The organism is Auraticoccus cholistanensis (assembly GCF_009742705.1).
Taxonomy (GTDB): Bacteria; Actinomycetota; Actinomycetes; order Propionibacteriales; family Propionibacteriaceae; genus Auraticoccus; species Auraticoccus cholistanensis.
The window spans coordinates 218,383-242,617 of record NZ_WPCU01000004.1 but is presented as its reverse complement, the minus strand read 5'-3'; the positions used below and the strand labels follow the sequence as shown (position 1 = coordinate 242,617).

Sequence of the window (24,235 nt, the reverse complement as noted above, 5' to 3'; positions counted from 1 at the left end):
GTGACCGACGACCCGACCGGCGGCGACCGCTCCTCCACCGAGCCGCTGCTCGAGGTGGAGGACCTGGTGGTGGAGTTCGCCACCTCCGACGGGGTGGTGCGCGCCGTCGACGGTCTGTCCTGGAGCGTGTCGGCCGGCGAGACACTGGCCGTGGTGGGCGAGTCCGGCTCGGGCAAGTCGGTCAGCTCGCTGGCCGTGATGGGCCTGCTGCAGACCCCGCCCGCCCGGATCGTCCGCGGCTCCGTGCGCTTCCGCGGCACCGACCTGCTGTCGCTGCCCCGCGCGGAGCACCGCCGCTACTGCGGCGACCACGTGGCCATGGTGTTCCAGGACGCGCTGGCCGCCCTCAACCCCGTCTACACCGTCGGCTTCCAGCTCACCGAGGCGCTGGTGGCCCGCACCGGCACCAGCCGTCGCGAGGCGCGCCGCCGGGCCGTGGAGCTGCTGGACCTGGTCCGGGTGCCGAACGCCGCGCAGCGGGTGCGGGACTACCCGCACCAGTTCTCCGGCGGGATGCGGCAGCGGGTGATGATCGCGATGGCGCTGGCGCTGGACCCGCAGGTGCTGATCGCCGACGAGCCGACCACCGCCCTCGACGTCACCGTGCAGGCCCAGATCATGACCCTGCTGGCCGAGATCCAGGCCGAGCGGCAGATGGCGCTGGTGCTCATCACCCACGACCTGGGCGTGGTGGCCAGCGTGGCCGACCGGGTGACGGTGATGTACGCCGGGCGCGCGGTCGAGCAGGCCCCGGTGCTGGACGCCTTCACCCGCCCGGCCCACCCCTACACGGCCGCCCTGCTGCGCTCGGTCCCCCGGCTGGAGGCGCTGCCGGGCGAGGACGAGGACGCCGAGCTGGCGGTGATCCCGGGCCGTCCGCCCGAGCTGGTGGCGCTGCCGCCCGGCTGCTCCTTCCACCCCCGCTGCCAGCGGTCGGTGGCCGGCTGCCGGGTCGACCCGGGGCCGGCGCTGCGGCTGGTGGCCCCGGGACGGCGGGCGGCCTGCCACCTGGCCGAGGAGCAGCTGGCCGACCCGCCGGTGCCCGTCGCCGCACCGGCGCCGGCGGAGGAGGTGCGCGGTGGCTGACGTGCTGCTGGAGGTCCGCGACGTCGTCAAGCACTACCCGGTGAGGCGCGGGGTCGTGGTGCAGCGCACGGTCGGCTCGGTGCAGGCCGTCGACGGCGTCTCGCTCGCCCTGCGGCGGGGCCGGACGCTGGGTCTGGTGGGCGAGTCCGGCTCGGGCAAGTCGACCCTGGCCCGGCTGCTGGTGGGGGTGGAGAAGCCCACCGCCGGCCAGATCCTGCTCGAGGGCACCGACGTCACCCGGATGGACCGCACCGCCCGGCGGGCGCTGCGGCAGAAGGTGCAGATGATTTTCCAGGACCCCTACACCTCGCTGAACCCGCGGATGTCGGTCGGGGAGATCGTCGGCGAGGCCTTCGAGCTGCACCCGGCCTCGGCCCCGGCGGGGAGCCGGCAGGCGGCGGTGCAGGAGCTGCTGGAGCTGGTGGGTCTCGACCCCGACCACGTGCACCGCTACCCGCACCAGTTCTCGGGCGGGCAGCGGCAGCGGATCGGGATCGCCCGGGCGCTGGCGGTGCGGCCCTCGGTGCTGGTGTGCGACGAGCCGGTGTCGGCGCTGGACGTGTCGGTGCAGGGCCAGGTGATCAACCTGCTGCGACGGCTGCAGCGGGAGCTGGGGCTCAGCTACCTGTTCATCGCCCACGACCTGGCGGTGGTCCGCCACATCGCGCACGAGGTGTCGGTGATGTACCTGGGCCGGGTGGTGGAGACCGGTCCCCGGGCCGGGGTCTACGGCTCCCCGCGCCACCCCTACACGCGGGCGCTGATGTCGGCCGTCCCGCTGCCCGACCCGACGCTGCGCGGGCGTCGTGACGAGATCGTGCTCGAGGGCGACGTCCCCTCCCCCAGCTCCCCGCCGTCGGGCTGCCGGTTCCACACCCGCTGCTGGTGGGCGGGTCGCCAGACCGCCGACGGCAGCGTCCCCGCGCCGTGCCGCGGCGAGGACCCGCGGCTGACCGGCGACGGCGACCACCTGAGCGCCTGCCACTTCCCGGTGGCCGGACCGACCGGGGCGGGCGGCGCCGCGGACGGCCTGCGGACGGTGGCGCGGTGAGCGCCGGACCGCGCGCCCTGGTCGTGCAGAACGCCGCCGGCAGCGGACCCGGCCGGCTGCTGGACTGGCTGGACGAGGACGGACTGACCTGCGAGGTGGTGCAGGCCTGCGACGGGCAGCCGGTGCCGGAGTCCGCGGCCGGGGTGGACGCCGTGGTGCTGCTGGGTGGCGGGCTGCTGCCAGACGAGGACACCGCGGCCCCGTGGCTGGCGGCCGAGCGCGCGCTGACCGCCGACGCGCTGCGCACGGGCGTCCCGCTGCTGGGCATCTGCCTGGGCGGGCAGCTGCTGGCCCACGTGGCCGGCGGGGTGGTGACCGGCCGCTCCGGTGAGACCGAGCGCGGCTCCTGCCCGGTGCGGCTGCTGGAGCCGGCCGGCGACGACCCGGTGTTCGCACCGCTGGCCGGCGAGGACCGGCTGTGGATGATCCAGAACCACCGCGACAGCATCACCACCCCGCCGCCGGCGGGCGTCCTGCTGGCCACCTCCGACGCCTGCCGGGTGCAGGCCTTCCGGGTCGGCCCGCGGGCCTGGGGCCTGCAGTTCCACCCCGAGGTGGACGCTCAGCGGCTGCGCCGCTGGGACGAGTCGGCGCTGGCGGCGCAGGGGCTGGACCGGGCGGAGATGATCGCCGCCGCCGAGGCCGTGGCCGAGACCAACACCCGCCAGGCCCGCCAGCTGGCCGGCGCCTTCGCCCGGGTCGTCGACGACCACCACCGCGCCCGGAGGACGGGCGGACCCGACACCCGCCAGGAGGCGACCCGATGGGACTGAGCTCGGACTACAGCGACGGCACCCCCCGGCTGTCCTACCGGGTGTCGCGGGGCGACGGCACGGTGCTCGCCGACCGCCGCCCCGAGGAGTCCTTCTACGCCGCCAGCACGGTCAAGCTCGCCGTGCTGGCCGCCGTCGCCCGACAGCTGGAGGCCGGCACCGCCGACCTGGCCGAGCGGCTGGTCAGCCGCGACACCTTCTCCAGCCAGGTCCCCGGCGCCCCCGACTACCGACTCACCCCCGACGACGTGGACCACGGGATGGCGCCGCCCGGGCAGACCATGCCGCTGGCCGAGGTGGTCGAGCGGATGGTCGTGGTGTCCTCCAACGAGGCCACCAACCTGCTGGTCGAGCGGTTCGGGCTCGGGCCGGTGGGCGAGGTCCTCCAGGACGCCTGCGCCACCGGGGTGCGGATGGGCCGGCAGTTCGGCGACGTGGCCGCCGCCCGGCGCGACGGGGTGGCGAACGTGGTCACCGCCGGCGGGCTGGCGTCGCTGATGTCGGCGGTGGTCACCGGCCGGCTGTGCGGCCCGGAGTGGACCCGCTACATGACCCAGATGCTGGCCCGCCAGCAGTACCCGAACCTCGCCGCCGACCTGCCCGAGGGGGTTCCCTGGGGCAGCAAGTCCGGCTCGGTGCAGGCGATCCGCCACGACGTGGCCTGGTTCGGCGAGCCCGGCCCGGACTGCCTGGTGGTGGCCGTCTGCACCCGCGGGATGGAGCACGACCAGGCCGGTGAGGCGATCGAGGCGCTGGGACGGCTGGCCCACCAGCTGACCACCCGCTGACTCCGGCGACCGCCGCGGCTGAGAGCGCCCGCGGGCTGGTGCGGGCGGGGATCATGGTCGGGTGAGCAACTCCCCGGTGCTGCTGGCGGTCGACGGCAACTCGCTGCTGCACCGCAGCTTCCACGCGCTCGCCGGCACCGGCGCGCGCAGCGTCACCGGGGAGCCGGTGTGGGCGGTCCGCGGGCTGCTCACCCAGGTGGTGGCGGCCGCGGACCGGGTGGGACCCACCACCGTGGTGGTCGGCTTCGACGACCCTGACCGCAGCGTCCGCCGGGAGCGGTGGCCGCAGTACAAGGCGCAGCGGCTGCCCAAGCCGGCCACCCTGGTCGCCCAGCTGCGGCGTGCCACCGACCAGCTGCGGGAGCTGGGGGTGCACGTGGTCATCCCCGGCGGGCTGGAGGCCGACGACGTGCTGGCCTCGGCGGCCCGGCTGACCGCCGCGCACGGCGGCCGGACCGTGCTGGTGACCTCCGACCGCGACGCCTTCGCCCTCATCGACGAGCGCACCAGCGTGCTGCGGGTGATCAACGGCGGCGTGGACGCCTCCCCGCTGATGACCCCGGACCGGCTCGAGCTGCTGCTCGGCGTTCGTCCCGGGCAGTACCGCGACTTCGCCGCCCTGCGCGGCGACCCGTCGGACAACCTGCCGGGTGTGGCCGGCATCGGCCCGAAGCGGGCGGCCCGGCTGCTGTCCGGGCTCGGCAGCGCGCAGGCGGTGTTCGACGACGTCGCCGACGGCGGCCGGCGGGTGGCCGAGCTGGTCGGCGCCGGCGTCCGGCGGCAGCTGGCCGAGCCGGAGGCCCGGGCCCGTTGGGAGCTCAACTGCGCCGTGATGGCCTTCTCCGACGACGTCGACCTGGGGCTGCACCCCGAGCGGGGGACCGGCCGGATCCCGCTCTCCCCCGACGTGGTGCGTCGGGTGCTCGTCGGCGAGGGCCTGCCCGGCACGGCCCGGGTCGCCGAGCGCTGCCTGGCCGGGCTGGAGCCCCGCGACCCCGAACCCCGCCACGTGGACGTGCTGCCCTGGGACGTGCACGCCGAGTGGCGCTCCCGCCAGGCCTTCCCGCCCCTGAAGCCGGCCCGCCCCGACCCCCAGCCCACCCTGTTCTGAGGTGTCCCGCCGCAGCGGCACCCGATCCGCTGCGACTACGCAGCCGATCGGGCGCCGCCGTGGCGGGTGAGGGCCCTTGCCTGCACGACCCAGTCGAGCCGCCCGGTGTCGTCGGTGCGGGCCAGCTGGTCCGCGCGGGCCGTGTCGACGTCGGTGGCGGCCCCGAGCAGGGGTTCGACCCCGATCGAGCGGTACGGGGCTCCGGCCGGCCAGCCGCCGAGGTTGCGCCACAGCAGCAGCGAGACCGGGCCGCTGCCCCTCTCCAGGCGCCACCGCAGCTCCAGGACGTCCTCGCCGTCGACCAGCCGGACGGTGTCGGTGGCCACCACGGCCAGCCGGGCGCTTCCGTCCACCGGTCCGCAACGCTCCAGCGGCTCCGCACCCGGCCAGCGGCCGGCGACCCAGTCGCTGCCGGCGGCCACGTCCTGCACCCGCAGCGGCGCCCCCGGCGCCACCTCCACCCGCGCCGACGCCGAGAGCGCGTACAGCCCGTGCACAGCGTGCAGCAGGCCGCGTCCGGGCTCGCCGGTCACGGTGCAGCGCACGGTCAGCACCCCGTCGGTGACGTCCATCCGCCGGCGCAGCTCCCAGCCGGACGCCTGCACGTGCGCGTCCTCCGCGGTCCCCGACCAGCGCCGGGCCCACACGTCGCCGTGGTCGAGCCGGCCGGCCACGGTGGGGAAGCACTCCTCGACCCCGCCGGCGTCCACGAAGGCGTCACCGGGCTGCACCGCCTCGCGCTCCGCCCGCACCGACGGACGCTGCCACAGCCACTCCCGCCGCGGTGTCCCCAGCGAGGTCCAGCGGCCGCCGTGCTCGAGGTCGACCTCGACAGTCAGCGGTTCGCGCTGCTCACCCATCGCCCACCCGGTCGAGCACCACCACGTCGCAGTCGCCCATCGACCAGCCGACCCGCACCCGACCGCCGTCCTCGACGACCCCGCCGCGCCGCGACCGCAGCCCCACGCCGGCCGGCAGGTCGCCCAACGCCACCACCAGCTCCGAGGTCCGCCCCGGGCGGGCCCAGGCCAGCACCACCACCGTGTCGTCGGTGGTGTACTGCACCGCGTAGGCGTCCTGCGACGGGTGCCCGTGGCGGCGGACGAGCCCGCCGTGCACCACCGGGCGGATCTCGCGGTACAGCTCCACCAGCTCCCGCGCCCGGGTGACCTGCCCGGGGTCCCAGCTGCGCAGGTCCGCCCCGACGCCGAGCACCCCGGCCATCGCGGTGACGAAGCGGAACTCCAGGCTGGCGGGGTCGGGGTCGCGGACGTCGTCGAGGTGGGTGACCCACGAGCTCATCGTCCAGGCCGGGTAGGCGGACAGGAACCCGTGCTGGATCAGCAGCCGGTCCCTGGGGCCGGTCTCGTCACTGGGCCAGATGACGTCGCTGACCGCCAGCACGGCGTTGTCGATCCGCCCGCCGCCGGCCGCGCAGGCCTCGACGGTGACGTGGGGGAACTCCTCCCGCAGCCGTCGCATGATCCGCAGGTAGGCCTCGGTGTGGCGCACCGACCAGTCCTCGTGGCCCGGCAGCGGCGCCCCGCCGTCGCTGATCGGCCGGTTCATGTCCCACTTGAGGTAGCTGATGTCGTGCTCGGTCAGCAGCCGGGACAGCATGGCCCCGACGAACTCCTCCACCTCGGGCAGTCCCAGGTCGAGGGTGAGCTGGTTGCGGACCGGGAGCTGCGGACGTCCGCCACCGCGGTGCACCCAGTCCGGGTGGGCCCGGTACAGGTCGCTGTCGGGGTTGACGGCCTCCGGCTCGACCCACAGCCCGAAGCGCATCCCCAGCCCGGTGACGTGCTCCACCAGCTCGTCCAGCCCGCGCGGGAACTTGGCGGGGTCGACGTCCCAGTCGCCGAGCCCGGCGCGGTCGCTGGTGCGGCCGCGGAACCAGCCGTCGTCGACCACGAACACCTCGGCGCCGAGCTCGGCGGCGGTGTCGGCCAGCCGCTGCTGCTGCCCGACCTCGACGTCGAAGGTGGTGGCGTACCAGGAGTTGTAGACCACCGGACGGTGCTCGGGGCCGGTGGAGCGGGCGAGCGTCCGCTGGTAGGCGTGCCAGGCCTGCGCCACCTCGGCCGTCCCGCCGGGGACCCACAGCCCGGTCAGCACCGGCGTGGTCAGGCTCTCCCCCGGCGCGAGCACCCGGATGCCGGACTCGTCGTCGGTGCCGCCGGAGACGCGGACGCCGTCGCCGAAGGGGGCGGCCTCCACCTGCAGCCGCCACGACCCGCTCCACGACAGCCCGCAGGCCCAGCTCTGCGTCTCCTCGCCCTCGGCCGCGGTGACCACCAGCGCCGGGCCGGCGTGCAGGGAGGTGATGCCCTCCCGGCTGCCCAGCGAGAAGGTGCCGACCGGCAGGTGCACCGTGTGCTCCTCGAACTCCCGGCTCCAGCCGCCGGTCAGCGTCCGCACCCGGGCGCCCGGGGAGCCGGTGCGCACCGTGAAGGCGCCACCCCAGGCGCGCAGCAGCTCCAGCGGATGGTCGGCCGTGCTGCTCAGCTCGGCCCACTTCTCCACCACGTCGTGCGCGGTGGACGTCCGCACGTGCAGGCGGACCCGCAGGCCCACCAGCTCGTCAGCCAGCTCGGCGCTCAGCTGGTGCACGTCCGCGTCCGGACGTCGCACCGACACCGAGCCGTCCACCAGCTCCAGCCGGGCGCCGCGCAGCCCGTCGGCCCGGCGCACCACGACCTCGGCGGACAGCCGGTTGCGGGTGCCCAGCGCGGTGACCTCCTGCCCGGCCGGGTCCAGGGTGGCCGCCGACCGGCGCGCCACCGGGGCGGGGACCGTCAGCGGGGCGTCCACGGCGCCCCACAGCAGCGTCGTCAGCCCGCACCCGCCGGGGTCGACCCCGAGCACGAGCACGCCGGAGGCGGTCGGCAGCGTCCAGGTCCGGCCGCCGCCTCCGCCGTCCCTCCCCCGGCCGCCGCTCATCGGGCGACGGCCGGGGCGAGCACCCGCCGCACCACGTCCGCGTCCACCGCCGGGGCGGGGCAACCGTCGCCGTCCAGGTAGGCGTCGCCCTCCAGGTAGGCGGTCAGGGCGGCCAGCAGCTGACGGGCGGCGGGACGCGAGCCGGGGTCGGAGTGCAGGTCCATCGAGCAGACGACCAGCCGCCCCTCGCCGACGCGGACCTCCCACAGCAGGCCCAGCCGGCGCGCGGAGAACCAGGTGTCGATGGGCTGCACGATGGGGCGGACCTCCACCGGCAGCTCGTCGAGGACCATCGCCGAGGCGCCGTGCAGCAGCTCCCACCACTGCCAGTCGGTGTGCCCGTCCGAGGGGAACCCGGCGAGTGCCGGGTGCTCCGGGTCGTGGGTGATGCCCAGCGTGTGCGGGGCCTGGTTCCGGGTCCAGGCGGTGTTCCAGAACACCGGCGAGAACCCGAGCGCGACGTCGGTGTGGGGCGGGCCGAGCTCGGGCAGCAGCAGCACCGTCCGGCCCGCGCCGGCGGCCTCGAGGGCCTCCTCCAGGTCGCGGGTGGTCAGCGCGTCCGTGGGGCGCGGCGGCGTCGCCGGCGGGTAGACCCACAGCCGCCAGTCGTTGGCGTACCGCTCCCCTGCGGCGGTGGTGACCGACACCTCCAGGGTGAGCCGGGCGGCCGCCGTCAGCTGCGGCAGGGTCGTCGTCACCTCCCCGTGCCGCTCGCTGTTGCCGAGGGCCACCGTGCTGGCGCCGACCGTCCCCTCGTCGAGCGTCTCGCCGTCGTCGTCCAGCAGCGCCCACGACACGGTCGCCTGCTCCAGCGGGGCCGGGCCGAAGTGCGCGACCTGGACGCCGAAGGTGAGGTCGTCGCCGCCGGTGAACACCCGCTTCGGCAGCCGGGCCAGCGGCACCGTCGGACCGCAGAACCGCGCGAACTCCGCCGCGGTGCAGTAGCCCTTCTCCTCCCAGAACGCGTCCAGCACCCCGACCAGCGCGGTCCCCTGGCCGGGGAAGTCGTTGAGCCCCAGCAGGTGGAAGCCGCCGAACCCCGGCGTGCGGAGCGCGGCCTCGACGTCCTCCTTGTAGCAGAGCTTCTGCAGCTCACCGGAGGCCAGCAGGAACTCCTCGGCCTGGTCGGCCATGCCGCCCTGGGCGAGGAAGTCGGCGAAGATGTCGAAGTTCCGGGCCTGCATCAGCCCGGTGTACTTCTCCCTTTCGGCCAGGTTCGGGTAGGCGCACCACTGCCCGATCTCATGGCTGATGATCGGTCGCGGCGTGGCCCGGACGTACTCGGTGTAGTCGGTCGTGGTCTCCGGCGCGCGGCCGTTGATCCGCGACTCCAGCTCCTCGCCCCAGCGCTGCACCCGGGGCTCGGAGATGCTGTCGACGTCGTTCTCGGGGATGACCGGCCAGCCGGCGCCGCTGGTGTAGAGGTGGCGTGGGTCCAGCCGGCGGACGTGGGCCACCCAGTGGCCGAGGAACTCCGCGTCCCGGCCGGCCGGCTCGTTGCCGTGGGCCATCATCAGGAAGGAGGGGTGGTGGCCGAAGGTGCGCAGGATGGCCGTCGTCTCCTCGTAGACGTAGGCGTCCACCGGCCGAGACTCCCCGATCGCCGCCCCCTGGTTGGCCCAGACCGGCCCCTCCACCTGGACGTAGAAGCCGGCCTGGTCGGCGGCGACGAACGCCGCCTCGGGCGGGCACCAGGAGTGGAAGCGGAGCAGGTTGAGCCCGTGCGCGCGGCAGACGTCGATGATCCGGCGCCAGGAGCCGACGTCGGTGGGCGGGTAGCCGGTCAGCGGGTGCACGCAGGACTCCAGCGTGCCGCGGATGAAGGTGGGACGGCCGTTGACCGTGATCTGCGTCCCCTCGGTGCCCACCTCGCGGAGCCCGAAGGTGAGCGTGCGGACGTCGGTGGAGGTGATCCCGTCCACCGTGGTCTCCAGCTCGACGGTGAGCTCGTACAGCGCCGGGGAGAACTCGTCCCAGGTGGGCGCGTCCTGACCCAGCTCGACGTCGAGGTCGACGTGGCCGCCGCCGGCGACCATGCCGCGCTCGACCAGGTCCCGGCTCTGCTCGGACTCGAAGCGCGCGGTCACCGAGACCGGCGCGGGGTCGCCACCGAGGCGGCGGACGGTCGCGGTGACCGTGCCCGCGCCGACCCCGGCGGTGCCGCTGGCCAGGTCGACCTGGACCCGCACGGCGCGCCGCTCGACGTCGGGCAGCGTCATCACGTGGCTGATCACCACCGGCGGCCGGGCGGTCAGGGTGAGCGCGCCGACGACCCCGTTCCAGTTGCCCTGGGTGTGGTCGGAGATGCTGTGGGCGTTGGGGCCGACGTCGACGACCGTGCGGTTGTCCACCCGCAGGGTCAGCCGGTGCGACCCCGGCTCCAGCTCGCCGAGGTCGTAGCGGTGCGGGGTGCTCAGGCTGCGCCCGCTGCCGACCCGGTCCTCGTCCAGCCACAGCGTGGACTCCCAGTGCACCCGCTCCAGCTCCAGCACCACCCGGTGCCCCCGCCAGGACTCCGGCACCTCGACCACCCGGGAGAACCAGGCCGCGCCCCGGTAGTAGCGCCGCGGCTGCAGCCAGAACGGCACCGACACCGCACCCGGCTCGCGGTAGGGGGCGTAGCGCTCGTCGGTGTAGAACGAGCGGTCGACCACCAGCCCCGTCCAGGGCGTGTCGACGCCCACCTCGTCGCCGAACCCCTGCTCCTGCAGCGAGCCGGGCAGCTCGACCCGGTCCTGCCCGCCGTCGGGGTCCTGGGCGAACCACCGCTCCCGATCCCCCACCCCCTCGGGGTCGAGACGCAGGGACCAGGTGCCGGCCAGGTCCAGCACGGCGTCGTGACCGGCGGCCGGGCGGGAGTCGGTGGTGGGGGATGAGGTCATCGGGTCGAGGCCTTCGGGTCGGGGTCGGTGCGGGGCGTCGCGGGGTGCCGGGGGCTCACTTGTTGCTGCCCACCAGCAGCCCGGAGACGAACTGCTTCTGGAAGATGAAGAAGACGACCGCGGTGGGGACCGCGGCCACCAGGGAGGCGGCGGCGATGACGTTCCACTGGCTGGAGTAGCCGCCCTGCAGGTTGAGCAGCGCCGCGGTGATGGGGAATTTGGTCTCGCTGCGCAGCACCGTCAGCGCCCAGATCAGGTCGTTGAAGATCCAGGTGGTGGCCAGCGCCGCCAGCGCGGCCAGCGACGGCCGCGACAGCGGCAGCACGAGCTGGGCGTAGATCCGCGCCGCTCCCGCGCCGTCGAGCCGGGCCGCCTCGAACATCTCCTCCGGCAGCCCGCGCATGAAGCCGTGCAGCACGAAGGTGTAGAAGCCGATGCCGAAGCCGACCTGCACCAGGGTCAGCGCGAACAGCGTGTCGTAGATGCCGATCGACTGGGTGATCTGGGCCACCGGCACCAGCAGGATCTGCGGCGGCAGCAGGTTGCCCGCCAGCATCACCAGCAGGACCGCCTTGCGCCCGGGGATCCGGTAGCGGCTCAGCGCGTAGGCCGCCCAGGACGACAGCGCGAGCGAGGCCACCACCCCGGCGGCGGTGACCAGCAGGCTGTTGCCGAGGGCGACCAGCAGCCCACCGCCCGCGAAGGCGCCGACGAAGCCGTCCAGCGTCAGCGAGGCCGGCAGGGCGCCCAGCCCGCGTCCGGCGATGTCGTCGAAGGACCGCAGCGCGATCATCAGCACGAACAGGATGGGGCTGACCCAGGCCAGCGTCAGCGGGACCATCACCACGTGCAGCCAGGGCGAACGGCCGCGGCGGCGCCGCCTCTGCGGCCGCGCCCGACCGGCCACCAGCACCGGTGCGCTCATCGCTCAGTCCTCCGCTCTGGCCTGGCGGGCCAGGTAGGTGATGATGAAGCCGATGGCCAGCACGAAGATGACCACGGCGATCGCCGAGGCGTAGCCCAGGTTCCCGGCGGTGAAGGCCTGCTCGAACATGTAGGTGCTGAGCAGCTGGGTGCTGTTGAACGGACCGCCCCGGGTCATCGCCCAGACCAGGTCGAAGGTGCGCAGCGAGTCGATCACGGTCACCGCGAAGACCACCATGTTGACGCCCTTGAGCTGGGGCATCACCACGTGCCAGAAGGTCTGCCACGACGAGGCGCCGTCGACCGAGGCCGCCTCCTCCAGGCTGGCGTCGCAGCCCTTCAGCCCGGCCAGGTAGAGCACCATGATGTAGCCGACCTGCCGCCAGATCCCGGCCACCAGCACCGCGTACAGGGCGAGGTCGGGGTCGGCCAGCCACTGCCGTTCCAGGGACCCCAGCCCCAGCACGTCCAGGCCGGCGCTGATCGGCCCGCCCGGCTGGTACATCACCCGCCAGAACAGGCCGGTGACCGCCATCGAGACCACCATCGGCAGGTAGATGGCGCTGCGGTAGAGGCCGATGCCGCGGCCGGGCTTGTTGAGGGCCACGGCCAGCGCCAGCCCGCCGAGCACCGACAGCCCGCCGAAGCCGACCACCCAGATGACGTTGTTGGTCAGCGCGGTGCGGAAGATCGGGTCGGAGGCCAGGTCGACGAAGTTCTGCGTCCCCACCGGTTCGGCGGCCCCGATGCCGTTCCACCGCGTGAAGGCCAGCGAGAAGGAGTTGGCGGCGGGCCAGAACACCCACGCCAGCTCCACCGCCAGCGGGATGGCCAGGAACAGCCACACCACCAGCGGCACCCGCCGCAGCCGCGACGCCAGCGACGGCGTCGGCGGTCGCGGTGAGGACGCCGGCGGCTGCCCGCGCCGCGACGGCACCGGTCCGCGTCGTCGGCCCGGTGCCGCCGCCGGGTCCCGTGTGCTGGTGCTCACGAGCCGTGGACCCGCTCCGCGGCCGCCTGCCACTCCTGCAGCACCGAGTCGCGCTGCGAGGGGTCGGACAGGAACTTGGTCAGCGCGGCGTCGGCGGTGGTCTGCAGGGCGTCGGAGGAGTCGCGGTTGAAGAACTGCGTGATGCGCTCGGTGCTGTTCAGCAGCTCCAGGCCCTTCTGCACCAGCGGCGAGAACTGCGAGGGGTCGACCTCCGGCGAGGTCGGCAGGTTGGACGAGCCCGCCCCGGTGATGAAGGCCTCCTGCTGCTCGGGCGAGGCCAGGTAGGACAGGAAGGCCTTGGTGCCCTCCGGGTCGTCGGTGCCGGAGGCGGCGAAGAAGCCGTCGGTGGGCGCCTCCTCGGCCGTCGGCACCGCGTCGTTGATCACCGGCACGGAGAAGAAGTCCAGGTCGTCGCGCTGGTCCTCGGGCAGGTACTGCGAGACGAACGCCCCCACCAGGTACATCCCCGCCTCGTCCTGGGCCAGCGGCGTCGCGGCCTGCTGCGCGTCGTAGGAGGCCATGTTGGGGTCGAAGTAGGGGATCAGCCGCTCGTACTGCTCCATCACGTCGACCACCTCGGGGTCGGTGAAGGAGTGCTCGCCGGCCAGCAGCGCGAGGTGGTACTCCGGCCCGTTGATCCGCAGGTCCAGGTAGTCGAACCAGCCCGACGCCATCCACGGGGTGGGGCCGATGCCGTTGGCCAGCGGGATGACGCCCTGCCCCGACAGGTTCTCGCACAGCGCCAGGAACTCGTCCCAGGTGCTCGGCGGCTCCACCCCCCACTTCTCGAAGGCCGAGCGCTTGTAGAACACCGACCACCAGTAGTAGTTGGTGGGGACGAAGATCTGCTTGCCGTCCTCGGCCGTCGACAGCTCCCGCAGCGCCTCGGAGAAGCCGGCGCAGGCCCCGTCGCCGGTCCACAGGTCGGAGACGTCGAGCAGCAGTCCCTCGGCGGCGTAGGCGCGGGCCACGGAGCCGGCGTACCAGCTGATGACGTCCGGCGGGTCGGAGGCCCGCAGGTAGTTGGTGAGCTGGGCGCGGAACTGCTCCGTGGCCACCGAGTTCATGGTGACCTCGCGCTCGTAGCCGGCCACGATCTGCTCCAGGGCCGCCTTGGGTGCGGTGTCCTGGATGGAGTTCTGGAAGACGAGCGGTCCGCCGCCGCCGCTGCTCGCGTCGCCGCCGGCGTCGCCGCCGCCGCCGCTGCCCACGCAGGAGCTGAGCAGTCCGGCGGCCCCGAGTCCGGCGCCGGCTCCGAGCAGGCCGCGCCTGCTGAGGGATGTGGTCATGGTGTCCTCCTGTGCGTCGTCGTTGGCGCTGGTCGGTCCGGTCGCGGCCGGGCGGTCGCCCGGCCGCGGGTCAGTCGTGGGGCGTCGGGGCGCTCACCGCGTCGCCCCCTCGGTCAGCGGGAGCCCGTCCGCCCCGGCCCGGGCCCCGTCGGCGGGCACCGGTCCCGACAGCAGCGTGTCGGCTCCCAGGACGGTGCAGGCGAGCAGCAGGTCGGCGCCGTGACGCGACGCCTGCTCCTGCGCCAGCCGCCGTGCCGCCTGTTGAGGACGTCCGGCCAGGACGTCGAGCTGGGCGTCGAAGAAGGCGACCCGCCGGTCGCGGGCCACCCGCGGGTCCTCGGCGAACAGCAGCAGGTCGGGCAGCGAGGTGGCGAAGTAGTCCACCCGCGGCTCCGTGGCGGCCATCTCGTCGCGGAAGGCGGCCAGCTCGGCCGTCAGCGCCCGGGCCTCGTCGGCGCGGCCGAGGCGGTGCAGCGCCAGCACCGACCAGAAGGTGGTCTCGCTGTGCGGCTGGGTGGCCATCGCCTGGAAGTCCCCGCGCTGCTCGGCGGCCTCGGCCCAGGCGGCCCGCGCCCGGTCCGGACGTCCGGCGGCGGCCTCGGCGTCGCCCAGCAGCAGGTGCAGCTGGGCGGTGGCGACCAGCGGGTGGCGGGTCTCCCCCAGCACCGCCGGGTCGGGCTCGAGCGCGGCGGTCAGGTGCTGCACCGCCTCGACGGCGCGACCGTCCGCGAGCGCGGCCAGGGCCAGCCGGACGTGAGCCCGCTCCCAGGCGGCCAGCACCTGCCCCTCCCCGCCCTCCCAGGGCTGGAAGGTGCGTCCCACCAGCAGGTCCACCGCCTCGGCCGCGGAGCCGGCGGTGACCATCAGGTGGGCCAGCTCGACCGAGGCGTCGTCCCGCTCGGCGGCGAGCTCCCGGTGCTGCTGCCACTCCGCGAGCCGCTGCTCGGGCGCGGTCCCGGCCAGGGCGGCGAGCTGGTCGGCCTCGTAGCGCAGCCGGGCGTCGTGGGGCGCCGCCGCGCAGGCGGCGGCGTACGCGCGGCGGCCGGCCTCGACGTCCCCGCGCTGGTTCACGTCGTACATCCCCAGGTTCCGCCAGGCCAGCACGTCGTCGGGTGCCGCCGCCGTGGCGGCCCGCCACAGCGCCGCGGCCTCGTCGTGGCGCCCCACCGCGTAGGCCCAGGTGCCCAGCAGGGTCGCGGCGCGCGGGTGGTGGGCCGCCCCGGCCGCCAGCGCGGTCAGGTCGTCCAGCAGCGGCGAGGGACGGACGTCCCCGGGCGACGAGCACTCCGAGGGGTGGTCGCCGGCTAGCGCGAGGGCCAGCGCGGCGGCGTCGGCCAGCCGTCCCGGGAAGCACCAGCGGGCGTCGACCTGCCCGGCCCGTGCGGCCGCGGTGGCGGCCTCCTCGTCCCGGCCGAGCCGGTGCAGCAGCACCGCCCGGTGGACGTGCAGCAGCGGCCGGGTCGCGGTCTGCCCCGAGGGGCGGTCCTGCTCGCGCTCCTCGGCGGCGTCGAGGACCGCGAGCGCGTCCTCGAACTCGCCGACCCCGGCCAGCTCGAGGGCGACGTCGAGGCAGGTCTGCGCGTCGCTGCTGGCCGGCTGGCCGTCGAGGTGCCGCAGCCAGGCGTCGAGCGGGTCGAGCTCGCGGGCGGCGCGCAGCACGGTCCCGGCCGACGGGTCGCCGAGGCGACGACGGCAGACCGTCTCCAGGGCCGCGGCCTGCAGGTGCTCCGGCTCCACCCGCCGGACGTCGGCCAGCCGGGCCAGCGCGCTGGCGTGGCGCCCGTGGCGGGCGTCGATGCGGGCCATCCGGTAGCCCGCCGCGCCGCGCCAGGCGCGGGTCCAGCTGGCGCGGCCGTAGGCGTCGTAGGCCTCCGCGTCGCGGCCCTGGCCCTCGCGCAGCAGGCCCAGCAGGTAGAGCACCGTGGTGTCGGCGGGGTTGGGGTGGCGTCGCAGCAGCCGTCCGCGGGCGACCAGCAGGTGCTCCTCGGCGGCGCTCCACCGGCCCGCGCGCAGCGCCCGCAGCGCCAGCCCGGTGCGGGCGGCCAGCTGCTCGCCGTCCCGGCGCAGCGCCTCCTGCCAGTAGGGCTCGGGGGCGCGGGTGGGGTGGCGGTAGAGCTCCAGGTGCTGACCGGTGAGGGCCAGCTCCTCGACGCTGTCGATCAGCTCCGGGGCGGGCGGCTCGGTGGCCGGGCTGACGTCGGTCGTGGCCGCCCGGGCCCCCTGCCCGGGCTCGGTCCAGCTGAGCAGCACCTCGCCGCGGTGGCGCACGGTGAGGGTGAGCGGGCCGGGGGCGGCCCGGTGCCGGCGGGTGTAGGCCGTGCCCGGGTCGAGGTCGGTGACGTCGGAGGCGTGCCAGCCGCGGCCGTCGCCGAGCTCGACCTCCAGGCCCGGCCGGGACCGGGTGACCACCACGCCGACCGTGACCTCGTCGCCGTCGCGCTCGAGGCGGACGGCGGCCTCCGGCCCGGCGCGGTCGACGGGGCCGATGTCGCGCAGCGGGTACCAGGTCTGGGAGAACACCTTAGTCTCGCCGGGGGCGAGGTGGCTGAAGTCGGGCTGGTTGTCGGTGAAGACGCCGGCCATCAGCTCGATGTAGTGGGAGCCGTCGTCGGCCAGGTTGGCGTCCCAGGCGTGGCCGAAGGGCGAGTTGCCCCACGTCCACTGCTTCTTGCCCACCGCGACCTGGTGGTCGGCCACGTGCACGAACCCCAGCCGGGCGGCGTGGTCGTAGCCGCCGAAGAAGTCCTCGGCGCTGTCCAGGCACATGTAGGAGGTGGGCACGGGGATGTTGCGGTACCAGTCGAGCTGGTCGCCCCGGCGCGGGGTCCCGTCGGCGGCGCGGCTGACGTCACCGGCCCGGGCGGCGTAGTCGATGCCGTAGTAGGGACGGTCGGCGTGCGGGAAGGAGGTCACCGCGCGCTTGGCGTGGTCGGCCACGACGGTGACGTCGGAGGGGAAGAAGGACTGGTAGTCGTCGTCGACGCGGGCGGCGACGTTGGCCCACCACAGGAAGGACTGGGTCGTCTCGGAGCGGTTGAACAGCCGGACGTCGACCTGCAGCCGGGAGCTGCCGGGGTGGAGCCGGACGCCGTGCATGCCCTTCATGCGGGTGAAGGGGTCGTGGTCGGAGCACCAGACCACCACCGAGCCGTCGTCGTCGTGGACGATCGTCCAGTCGGTGGGCAGGTAGGTCGCCGGTCGGTGGTGCTGCGGCCAGTTGAACTCCACCCCGCCCGCCAGCCAGGGGCCGGCCAGCCCGACGAGGGCCGGCTTGATCACCGGGTTGGCCCAGAAGATGTCCCGGCCGCTGGCCCGGTCGCGCGCCAGGTGGATGCGCCCACCCAGCTCGGGCAGCACCACCACGTGCAGCCAGGCGTTCTGCAGGTGCACGGCCCGCCACCGGCGGGGCGTCGGCCGCTCCTCGATGCGGTGGTGGAACGGCAGCGGGTAGACCCGGCCGGAGGAGCCCTGGTAGACGCGCCGGTCGAGGTACATCGGCAGCTGCTCCGGGTCGGCCGGGGCGTAGGTCGGCAGGGTGAGCTCCGCCTCCCAGGCCGCGACGGGCGCGTCGGCGAGTTCGGCCGGACGGGCCAGCTGCGGGTCGGACTCGTCGGTGAGCATGCTCCGACGCTAGGTCAGCCGCCGGCCCCTGCTGAAGTGACGATCCTGCCCTTTGACGTGGACGATCCGACGATCCTGCACCGCGGCCGTGGCGTACCCTCGTGGTCGTGCGCATCCGTGACGGCTTCCCCGGGCAGCGGTTGCGGGTGCTGCCCGGGCAGGTGGTCGCCGCCGCGGTCCGGTCGGGACTGACCAGCCGGCTGCTGGTCACCGACGCCGGCTACTTCCCCCGTGCCCGCCACCACGGCCGCCGCCGGGCCCACGGCGCCAGCGGGACGATCATGATCTTCTGCGTGGCCGGGCAGGGCTGGTGCGAGGCCCAGCAGGGACGGCTGCGGGTGGCCGCGGGGCAGGTGCTGCTGATCCCGGCCGGGGTCGGCCACACCTACGGCTCCGACGACGCCGACCCGTGGACGATCTGGTGGTTGCACCTGAAGGGGCCCGACGCCACCGCAGCGGTCGAGGAGCTGTGCGGGTCGCCGGCCCAGCCGCGGGTGCTGGGGGTGCACGACCCCTTCCGGCTGTCGGCGGAGATGGAGCGGGTGGTCGAGCTGCTGGAGACCGACGAGACCACGCCGACGCTCGTCCGCGCGGCCGGCACCGCCTGGTCGGTGCTGGCGCAGGTCAGCGCCGACGCGCTCGCCGGCGACCCGCAGCGGGGCGAGCCGGTGCGGCAGGCCCAGGAGCTGCTGCGCGAGAACCTGGCCGCACCGGTCTCGGTGCGCGGGCTGGCGCGCACCGCCGGGCTGTCCCCCTCGCACTTCGCCGCCCTGTTCCGCGCTGCCACCGGTGGCGGGGTGGTCGAGTACAGCAAGCGGCTGCGGATGGCCCGCGCCTGCGAGCTGCTGATCACCACCGCGACGCCGGTGGGCGACGTCGGCCGCACCGTGGGCTACGCCGACCCGCAGTACTTCGCGCGCCAGTTCCGCAGCGTGCACGGCTGCAGCCCGAGCGACTTCCGCCGCCGGCACCGCGAGGTGGAGGCCACCGGCGCCTGAGCCCCCCTCCGCGTCCAGCGGCGCCCGATCGGCTGCGACTGCGCAGCGGATCGGGCGCCACCGTGGTCAGGTCGGGGGGCGCGGGGTGATCAGGGGGCGGGGTAGGGCTTCGGGAGGGGCAGGCCCTTGTCGGCCATCACCTGGCGGAGCCGGTCGGGGTAGTCGGTGATGATGCCGTCGACGCCGAGGTCGATCAGCCAGGCCATGGTCTCGGGGTCGTCGACCGTCCAGGGGATCACGTCGAGGCCCCGCTCGTGGGCGTCCCGGACCATCTCGGCGGTGACGAAGGGGACGAAGTCGGGGTCGCCGATGGCCCCGCCCTGCGGGTTCCCCTGCACCGGGGAGACCGCGGTCACCCCCGGGATGGTGTCGGCGGCGGCCACCCAGTTCCCGTCGAAGTCGTCGACGTCCAGCCCGCCGAGCCAGCGGGAACGGCCGGGCTGGCCGACCTCGAGGAAGCTGCCGTTGGTCAGCGCCACCAGCGGCAGCTCGGGTGCCACCCGGTGCATCACCTGCAGCGCGCCCCAGTCGAAGGACTGGATGGTGACCTGGTCGGCCATCCCGGAGCGCTGCACCTCGCGGGCCACCGCCCGGACGAAGCGGCCGCGCGGCGCCGTCTCCCGTGGCGCTCCGGCCTCGACCTTGGTCTCGATGTTGAGCCGCACCCCCTCGGCCCCGTGGGCACGGACCACGTCGAACACCTCGCGCAGCTCCACGATGCGCGCCCCCTCCACCACCTCCTGGTCGGGGTGACCGGGGGCCTGGATGCCGCAGTCGACGCTCTGCACCTGCTCCAGGGTCAGGTCGACCACGTACCTGCCGACGTAGGGGTACTGCGGGTCGTCCGCGGTGACGGGGCCGGTGTCGCGGCACTTCGTGGCCGAGATCTGGCGGTCGTGGGTCACCACGACGTGGCCGTCGGCGGTGAGCTGGGTGTCCAGCTCGAGGGTGCTGACCCCGAGCTCGAGCGCCTTGGCGAAGGCCTCCGGCGTGCTCTCGGTGGTCAGCCCGACGCCGCCGCGGTGCGCCTGCAGGTCGAACTCGGGGCCGGCGGCGGCCGCGGGCAGCGAGGGGACGGCCAGCACCAGCAGGGCCGTGGCGGCGCCGATCATCCGCAGCGACGCACGGCGACGTCCGGCGGCGAGGTCGGGGACGGGGTGGACGGGACGGGAGGAGGTGGGGATCACCCCTCCACACCAGCAGCGGCGGACGCACCGACGCCAGCGGTGTCGACCGACGTGCGTCCGCTGTTCGGCGGCTGTTCACCGCCCCGAGGACGGGCGTCCACCCTGCAGCCCGCGCTGTTTGGCCGCACCGGGTGCGGGCACAGTAGGCAGCATGAGCGCATCTCCCAAGACCGTGGCCTTCCTGGTCGCCGGTGAGGGCATCGAGTCCGCCGAGCTGACCGAGCCCTGGCAGGCGGTCACCGACGCCGGGCACCAGGCCGTCCTGATCAGCCCCGAGCCGGGGACCGTGCAGCTGTTCGAGCACCTCGACAAGGCCGGCACCCACCCGGTGGACGTCACCGTGGCCGAGGCCGCCGTCGACGACTACGACGCCCTCGTCCTGCCCGGCGGCGTGGCGAACCCCGACGCCCTGCGGATGGACGCCGCCGCGGTGGCGCTGGCCCGTCAGTTCGTCGAGTCCGGCAAGCCGGTGGCCGCGATCTGCCACGCCCCCTGGACCCTGGTCGAGGCCGACGTGCTGCGCGGCCGGCGGCTCACCTCCTGGCCGAGCCTGCAGACCGACGTCCGCAACGCCGGCGGGGAGTGGGTGGACGAGCCGGTGGTGATCAGCGGCAACCTGATCACCAGCCGGAACCCCGGCGACATCCCCGCGTTCAACGACGCCCTGCTCGAGGCCCTGCACCACGGCTCGGCGCAGAGCCCCGGCCCGGTGTCGGCCGCGTGAGCGCCACGCAGCAGGAGCGCTCCGCCGAGCCCGTCACCCTGGTGGTGCTGGGCGCCTCCGGCGACCTGTTCGCGCGGCTGCTGATGCCCGGGCTCGCCGACCTGCTGGCCGAGCAGCCCGAGCGGCGGATCAAGCTCGTCGGAAGCGGCCGCTCCGAGCGCTCCGACGAGCAGTGGCGCGCCGCGGTCGGCGAGGCGATCGACGAGGAGGCCCGGAGCCGGGAGGCCGAGGCCTACCTGCTCGACCGCACGGAGTACGTGCAGGCCGACCCCACCGACAAGGAGCAGCTGGAGCAGCTGATCGGCCGCGCCGAGGGACGGCTGGTGCTCTACTTCGCGCTGCCGCCGGCGGTCACGATCGCCGTCTGCGAGCGCCTGCACGAGCTCGACCTGCCCGAGGGCCTCAAGATCGTGGCCGAGAAGCCCTTCGGCACCGACGCCGACAGCGCCCGCGAGCTCAACGCCGCGCTGCACACGCTGGTCGGCGAGGAGGACGTGCACCGCGTCGACCACTTCCTGGGGATGTCGTCCACGCTGGACCTGCTCGGGCTGCGGCTGAGCAACCGGGTGTTCTCGCAGGTGTGGAGCAACGCCCACGTCGAGCGGGTGGACGTCGTCTTCGACGAGACGCTGGGCCTGGAGGGCCGGGCCGGCTTCTACGACGGCACGGGCGCCCTCGTGGACATGATCCAGAGCCACCTGCTGCAGGTGCTGGCACTGGTGGCCATGGAGCCGCCGGCCCGGATCGACGACCTGGACCTGCGCGACCAGATCGCCCACGTGCTGCGCTCGACCAGCATCTGGGACGACGACCCGGTCGGCTCCAGCCGGCGCGGCCGCTACACCGCCGGGACGGTGGGTGACAGGGAGCTGCCCTCCTACGTCGACGAGGAGGACGTCGACCCCTCGCTGGAGACCGAGACCTACGCCGAGATCACCTGCCAGGTGGCGACCGAGCGGTGGGCGGGGGTACCGTTCCGGCTGCGGTCGGGGAAGGCGCTGGCGCAGAACCGGCGCGAGCTGCGGCTGACCTTCCGACCGCCGGCGCACGTCCCGCCGGGGCTGGACGGCCCGGCGTTGCCCGAGGTGATGGTGATCGACCTCAAGACCGGCGACCTGCACCTGCAGCTGAGCACCAACGCCAGCGGCGACCCCTTCCGGCTGGAGCGCAGCACGCTGGCCGCCGAGGTCGGCAGTGCGCGGATGTCGCCCTACGGCGAGGTGCTGCGGGCCGCGCTCGACGGCGACGCGCGGCTGTCGGTGCGCGGGGACGTGGCGGTGCGCTGCTGGGAGATCATCGCCCCGGTGCAGCGGGCGTGGGCCGACGGCGAGGTGCCGCTGCTGGACTACCCGGCCGGCTCGGAGGGCCCGGAGGACTGAGCCCGGGCTCGCCGCGGCGGCGGCGGTGGTGCCGCCGCCCGAGCCGGGCTCAGAGCTCGAGCTTGAGACCCAGGTGGGAGTCGACGAAGCCGAACCGGGCGTAGAACTCGTGCGCCTCGTCGCGGCGGCGGTCGGTGGTGAGCTGCACCAGGGTGGCGCCGTGGTCGCGGCAGTAGTCGATCACCCACTGCATCAGCGCCGTCCCGACACCGGTGCCCCGCAGCGGCTCGGCGACCCGGATGCCCTCCAGCTGGGCCCGCAGCGCGCCGCGGCGGGACAGCCCGGGGATGAAGCTGATCTGCAGCATGGCCACCGGCTCCTCGGCCAGCAGCCCGACCACCAGCACCTGCTGGGGATCGGCGTCCACGGCCGCGAAGGCCCGGGCGTAGGCGAGGTCGTCGGCGGTGACCTCACGGGTGGCCCCGATCTCGTCGTCGCTGAGCAGCCGGACCAGACCCGGCAGGTGCTCTCGTCGGGCCCGGGCGAGGGTGATGTCGCCGGCCACCGAGTGGATCCGGCCGGTGACGTCGTCGTTCTGGACGGTGGGTGGAACCTCGATCATGGTGCTCCCGCGCTCACCGTGACCGGGGGCTGTCGCGGTGACCGGCGCCGTGGCGCCACGGAGTGGGCGAGGACCAGCAGGCTCGCTGGGCTCGTGTCGACCGGACGGGCCGACCCCCTGCTCGAGACCCTATGCCGGTCCTCGCCGCACGGGAACCGGGCAGGGCGGAATGTGACCGAACCGATGCCGGTTGCCGCAGCCATGAGCGAACTCGACCCCGCCCTGCTGGCGCTGTTCGGCGAGCAGCGGACGTCCGTGCTGGCCACGCTGCGCCGCAACGGGCGCCCACAGCTGTCGAACGTGCTGCACGCCTGGGATCCCCGGACCGCCACGGCGCGGATCTCGGTGACCGCGGACCGGGCCAAGACCCGCAACGCCGCCCGGGACCCGCGGGCGTCGCTGCACGTCACCTCCTCCGACTTCTGGAGCTACGCCGTGCTCGAGGGCGACGCCGAGCTGGGCCCGGTGGCCACCGAGCCCGGCGACGAGGGCGTGCGCCAGCTGGTGGAGCTGTACCGGACGCTGCGCGGCGAGCACCCGGACTGGGAGGACTACACCCGGGCGATGATCGCGGAGCGGCGTCAGGTGCTGAGCGTCCGCGCCCAGCACGTCTACGGCTCCGTCCGCTGAGGCGCTCCTCCCGTCCGCCGAGAGGGGCCGGGCGGGCTGGGAACGCGAAGTTCCCCCGAGAGGCACCGGTTGGGTGACGGTGCTCTCGGGGGAACCGTTGTCGCGTCGCCGGGGCCCCGTCGCTAGGACGCGGGCGGTCCGGCGCGCCTGCCGAGCCCCGTCGCTGGGGGGCGGGGGGCGCGGCGCCTCACCCGCCGGTGACGGCTGACGGTGGATGAGGTCGTCAGCGCGTCACCGGCAGGGTGCTTACGGGATCAGCCCCCGATCCGGTGGGCCAGCAGCCGGCGACGGCGCAGGACCACCGCGGCTCCGGTCAGGACCAGCAGCAGACCACCGACCAGCGGGGCCAGCACGTCCGGAGCACCGGTGCTGGGCAGCTGACCGCCGTTCCCGCCCGGAACCAGCCCGCCACCGCCGACACCACCGTCCTCCTTCGGGTGCTCGGTCTGGCAGCCCACGGCCTCGTCGCAGGCGCCACGCGGGTCCTCGCTGGTGACCACGTTGGCCAGCCGGTCGTCCCCGCTGTCGGTCACCGTCACCGAGTAGGTGATGGTCACGACCTCGCCGATCTCCAGGTCACCGCTCCAGTCCAGGCTGTCGCCGGAGACGCTGACCTCACCGTCGGAGGCCGCGGCGTCGCCGTTGTAGCGGGCGTCGTCGACCACGTCGGACAGGTCGTCCACCAGCGAGGCACCCACGACCTCGGCCTGACCCTGGTGGGTCACGGTGATGGTGTACTCCACCACCTCACCCACCTCCACCGTCGAGCCCGAGGCCGGGTCGGAGGTCTTGGAGTAGAGGAAGCGGCCCTTCAGGTGCTGCTCCTCGCACCCCACGGCCTCGTCGCAGGAACCGCGCGGGTCGTCGCTGGTGACGGCGTTGGTGACGTCGTCATCACCGGTGTCGGTCACCGTGACCGAGTAGGTGATGGTCTCCACCGCGCCGACCTCGAGGTCACCGGTCCAGGACAGGGTGTCCCCGTCCACGGTGGCCTCACCGACCGAGGCCTCCACGTCACCGTTGTAGCTGGCGTCGTCGAGCACGTCGGCCATGTCGTCGACCAGCCGCGCCCCGGGCACCTCGCCCGGACCGTCCTGGGTCACCGTCACGGTGTAGGTGATCACGTCACCCGGCACCACGGTGAACCCGGTCTCGGGGTCGGAGACCTTGGAGTAGACGTACTTCCCGATCGGGTGGACCGTCTTGCAGTCGGGGTTCTCATCCGGGGCCGGCACACACGGGGTGTTGTCCCCCAGGACGTTGTCCAGCTGCATGTCACCGGCGCCGGTCACCGTC

The 24,235-nt window shown here is 74.6% G+C and carries 19 protein-coding genes; 9 read left to right on the top strand and 10 right to left on the bottom strand.

From position 1 onward, the window contains the following. From GC722_RS03615 to GC722_RS03595, 5 genes are all read left to right on the top strand, one after another. Entirely contained in the window at nt 1-1,086 is a 1,086-nt protein-coding gene (locus GC722_RS03615; protein WP_331714349.1) for an ABC transporter ATP-binding protein, read from the top strand. Next, nucleotides 1,079-2,137, top strand: a complete 1,059-nt coding sequence (locus tag GC722_RS03610; protein ID WP_331714348.1) for an ABC transporter ATP-binding protein — start codon at nt 1,079-1,081, stop codon at nt 2,135-2,137. Before GC722_RS03615 ends, GC722_RS03610 begins: the two co-directional genes overlap by 8 nt. Further along, the gene (locus tag GC722_RS03605; RefSeq protein WP_197429751.1) at nt 2,134-2,910 is read left to right on the top strand and encodes a type 1 glutamine amidotransferase; all 777 of its coding nucleotides are present in this window, start codon (nt 2,134-2,136) and stop codon (nt 2,908-2,910) included. The genes GC722_RS03610 and GC722_RS03605 overlap by 4 nt, the downstream gene beginning before the upstream one ends. After that, a complete protein-coding gene (locus GC722_RS03600) occupies nt 2,901-3,698 on the top strand; it encodes a serine hydrolase (RefSeq protein WP_156608051.1) in 798 nt (265 codons plus the stop codon). Before GC722_RS03605 ends, GC722_RS03600 begins: the two co-directional genes overlap by 10 nt. 61 nt (nt 3,699-3,759) lie before the next feature. Next, nucleotides 3,760-4,809, top strand: a complete 1,050-nt coding sequence (locus GC722_RS03595) for a 5'-3' exonuclease (protein ID WP_331714347.1) — start codon at nt 3,760-3,762, stop codon at nt 4,807-4,809. Nucleotides 4,810-4,844: 35 nt separating this feature from the next. Here the strand turns inward: GC722_RS03595 and GC722_RS03590 are convergent, their stop codons facing one another. From GC722_RS03590 to GC722_RS03560, 7 genes are all read right to left on the bottom strand, one after another. Beyond that, a complete protein-coding gene (locus tag GC722_RS03590) occupies nt 4,845-5,669 on the bottom strand; it encodes a hypothetical protein (protein ID WP_156608049.1) in 825 nt (274 codons plus the stop codon). Then, the gene (locus tag GC722_RS03585; RefSeq protein ID WP_156608047.1) at nt 5,662-7,752 is read right to left on the bottom strand and encodes an alpha-galactosidase; all 2,091 of its coding nucleotides are present in this window, start codon (nt 7,750-7,752) and stop codon (nt 5,662-5,664) included. The genes GC722_RS03590 and GC722_RS03585 overlap by 8 nt, the downstream gene beginning before the upstream one ends. Next, nucleotides 7,749-10,634 (bottom strand): sugar-binding domain-containing protein, encoded by a 2,886-nt coding sequence (locus tag GC722_RS03580; RefSeq protein WP_156608045.1) that lies wholly within the window; start codon nt 10,632-10,634, stop codon nt 7,749-7,751. The genes GC722_RS03585 and GC722_RS03580 overlap by 4 nt, the downstream gene beginning before the upstream one ends. 55 nt (nt 10,635-10,689) lie before the next feature. Further along, the gene (locus GC722_RS03575; RefSeq protein ID WP_197429750.1) at nt 10,690-11,559 is read right to left on the bottom strand and encodes a carbohydrate ABC transporter permease; all 870 of its coding nucleotides are present in this window, start codon (nt 11,557-11,559) and stop codon (nt 10,690-10,692) included. Between the two features lie 3 nt (nt 11,560-11,562). Next, nucleotides 11,563-12,549 carry a carbohydrate ABC transporter permease gene (locus GC722_RS03570; RefSeq protein WP_331714346.1) on the bottom strand — a complete coding sequence of 329 codons (987 nt, stop codon included), beginning with the start codon at nt 12,547-12,549 and terminating at the stop codon, nt 11,563-11,565. Further along, on the bottom strand, nt 12,546-13,838 hold the full coding sequence (locus GC722_RS03565) for an ABC transporter substrate-binding protein (RefSeq protein WP_156608043.1): 1,293 nt from the start codon (nt 13,836-13,838) through the stop codon (nt 12,546-12,548). The genes GC722_RS03570 and GC722_RS03565 overlap by 4 nt, the downstream gene beginning before the upstream one ends. A 93-nt stretch (nt 13,839-13,931) precedes the next feature. Then, on the bottom strand, nt 13,932-17,459 hold the full coding sequence (locus tag GC722_RS03560; RefSeq protein ID WP_156608041.1) for a DUF5107 domain-containing protein: 3,528 nt from the start codon (nt 17,457-17,459) through the stop codon (nt 13,932-13,934). A gap of 107 nt (nt 17,460-17,566) precedes the next feature. Between GC722_RS03560 and GC722_RS03555 the strand changes: the two genes are divergently transcribed. Beyond that, the gene (locus tag GC722_RS03555) at nt 17,567-18,457 is read left to right on the top strand and encodes a helix-turn-helix domain-containing protein (protein WP_197429749.1); all 891 of its coding nucleotides are present in this window, start codon (nt 17,567-17,569) and stop codon (nt 18,455-18,457) included. A gap of 89 nt (nt 18,458-18,546) precedes the next feature. Here GC722_RS03555 and GC722_RS03550 read toward each other — a convergent pair whose 3' ends face one another. Next, nucleotides 18,547-19,644: a glycerophosphodiester phosphodiesterase family protein gene (locus tag GC722_RS03550; protein WP_331714345.1), complete on the bottom strand. Its 1,098-nt coding sequence runs from the start codon at nt 19,642-19,644 to the stop codon at nt 18,547-18,549. A 151-nt stretch (nt 19,645-19,795) separates the two neighbouring features. Here GC722_RS03550 and GC722_RS03545 point away from each other — a divergent pair, with 151 nt between their 5' ends. Together GC722_RS03545 and GC722_RS03540 are read left to right on the top strand one after the other, a co-directional pair. Further along, on the top strand, nt 19,796-20,368 hold the full coding sequence (locus GC722_RS03545; protein ID WP_156608032.1) for a type 1 glutamine amidotransferase domain-containing protein: 573 nt from the start codon (nt 19,796-19,798) through the stop codon (nt 20,366-20,368). Then, nucleotides 20,365-21,747, top strand: coding sequence for a glucose-6-phosphate dehydrogenase (locus GC722_RS03540; RefSeq protein ID WP_197429748.1), 1,383 nt, complete (start codon nt 20,365-20,367; stop codon nt 21,745-21,747). Before GC722_RS03545 ends, GC722_RS03540 begins: the two co-directional genes overlap by 4 nt. Nucleotides 21,748-21,796: 49 nt before the next feature. On the opposite strand, the gene GC722_RS03535 is transcribed toward GC722_RS03540, so the two are convergent. Then, nucleotides 21,797-22,309 carry a GNAT family N-acetyltransferase gene (locus tag GC722_RS03535; protein WP_156608030.1) on the bottom strand — a complete coding sequence of 171 codons (513 nt, stop codon included), beginning with the start codon at nt 22,307-22,309 and terminating at the stop codon, nt 21,797-21,799. A gap of 201 nt (nt 22,310-22,510) precedes the next feature. Between GC722_RS03535 and GC722_RS03530 the strand changes: the two genes are divergently transcribed. Then, nucleotides 22,511-22,939 (top strand): PPOX class F420-dependent oxidoreductase, encoded by a 429-nt coding sequence (locus tag GC722_RS03530; protein WP_156608028.1) that lies wholly within the window; start codon nt 22,511-22,513, stop codon nt 22,937-22,939. Between the two features lie 254 nt (nt 22,940-23,193). Here the strand turns inward: GC722_RS03530 and GC722_RS03525 are convergent. Further along, a partial coding sequence (locus GC722_RS03525; protein ID WP_197429747.1) for a DUF7927 domain-containing protein occupies nt 23,194-24,235 on the bottom strand: 1,042 nt, incomplete at its 5' end.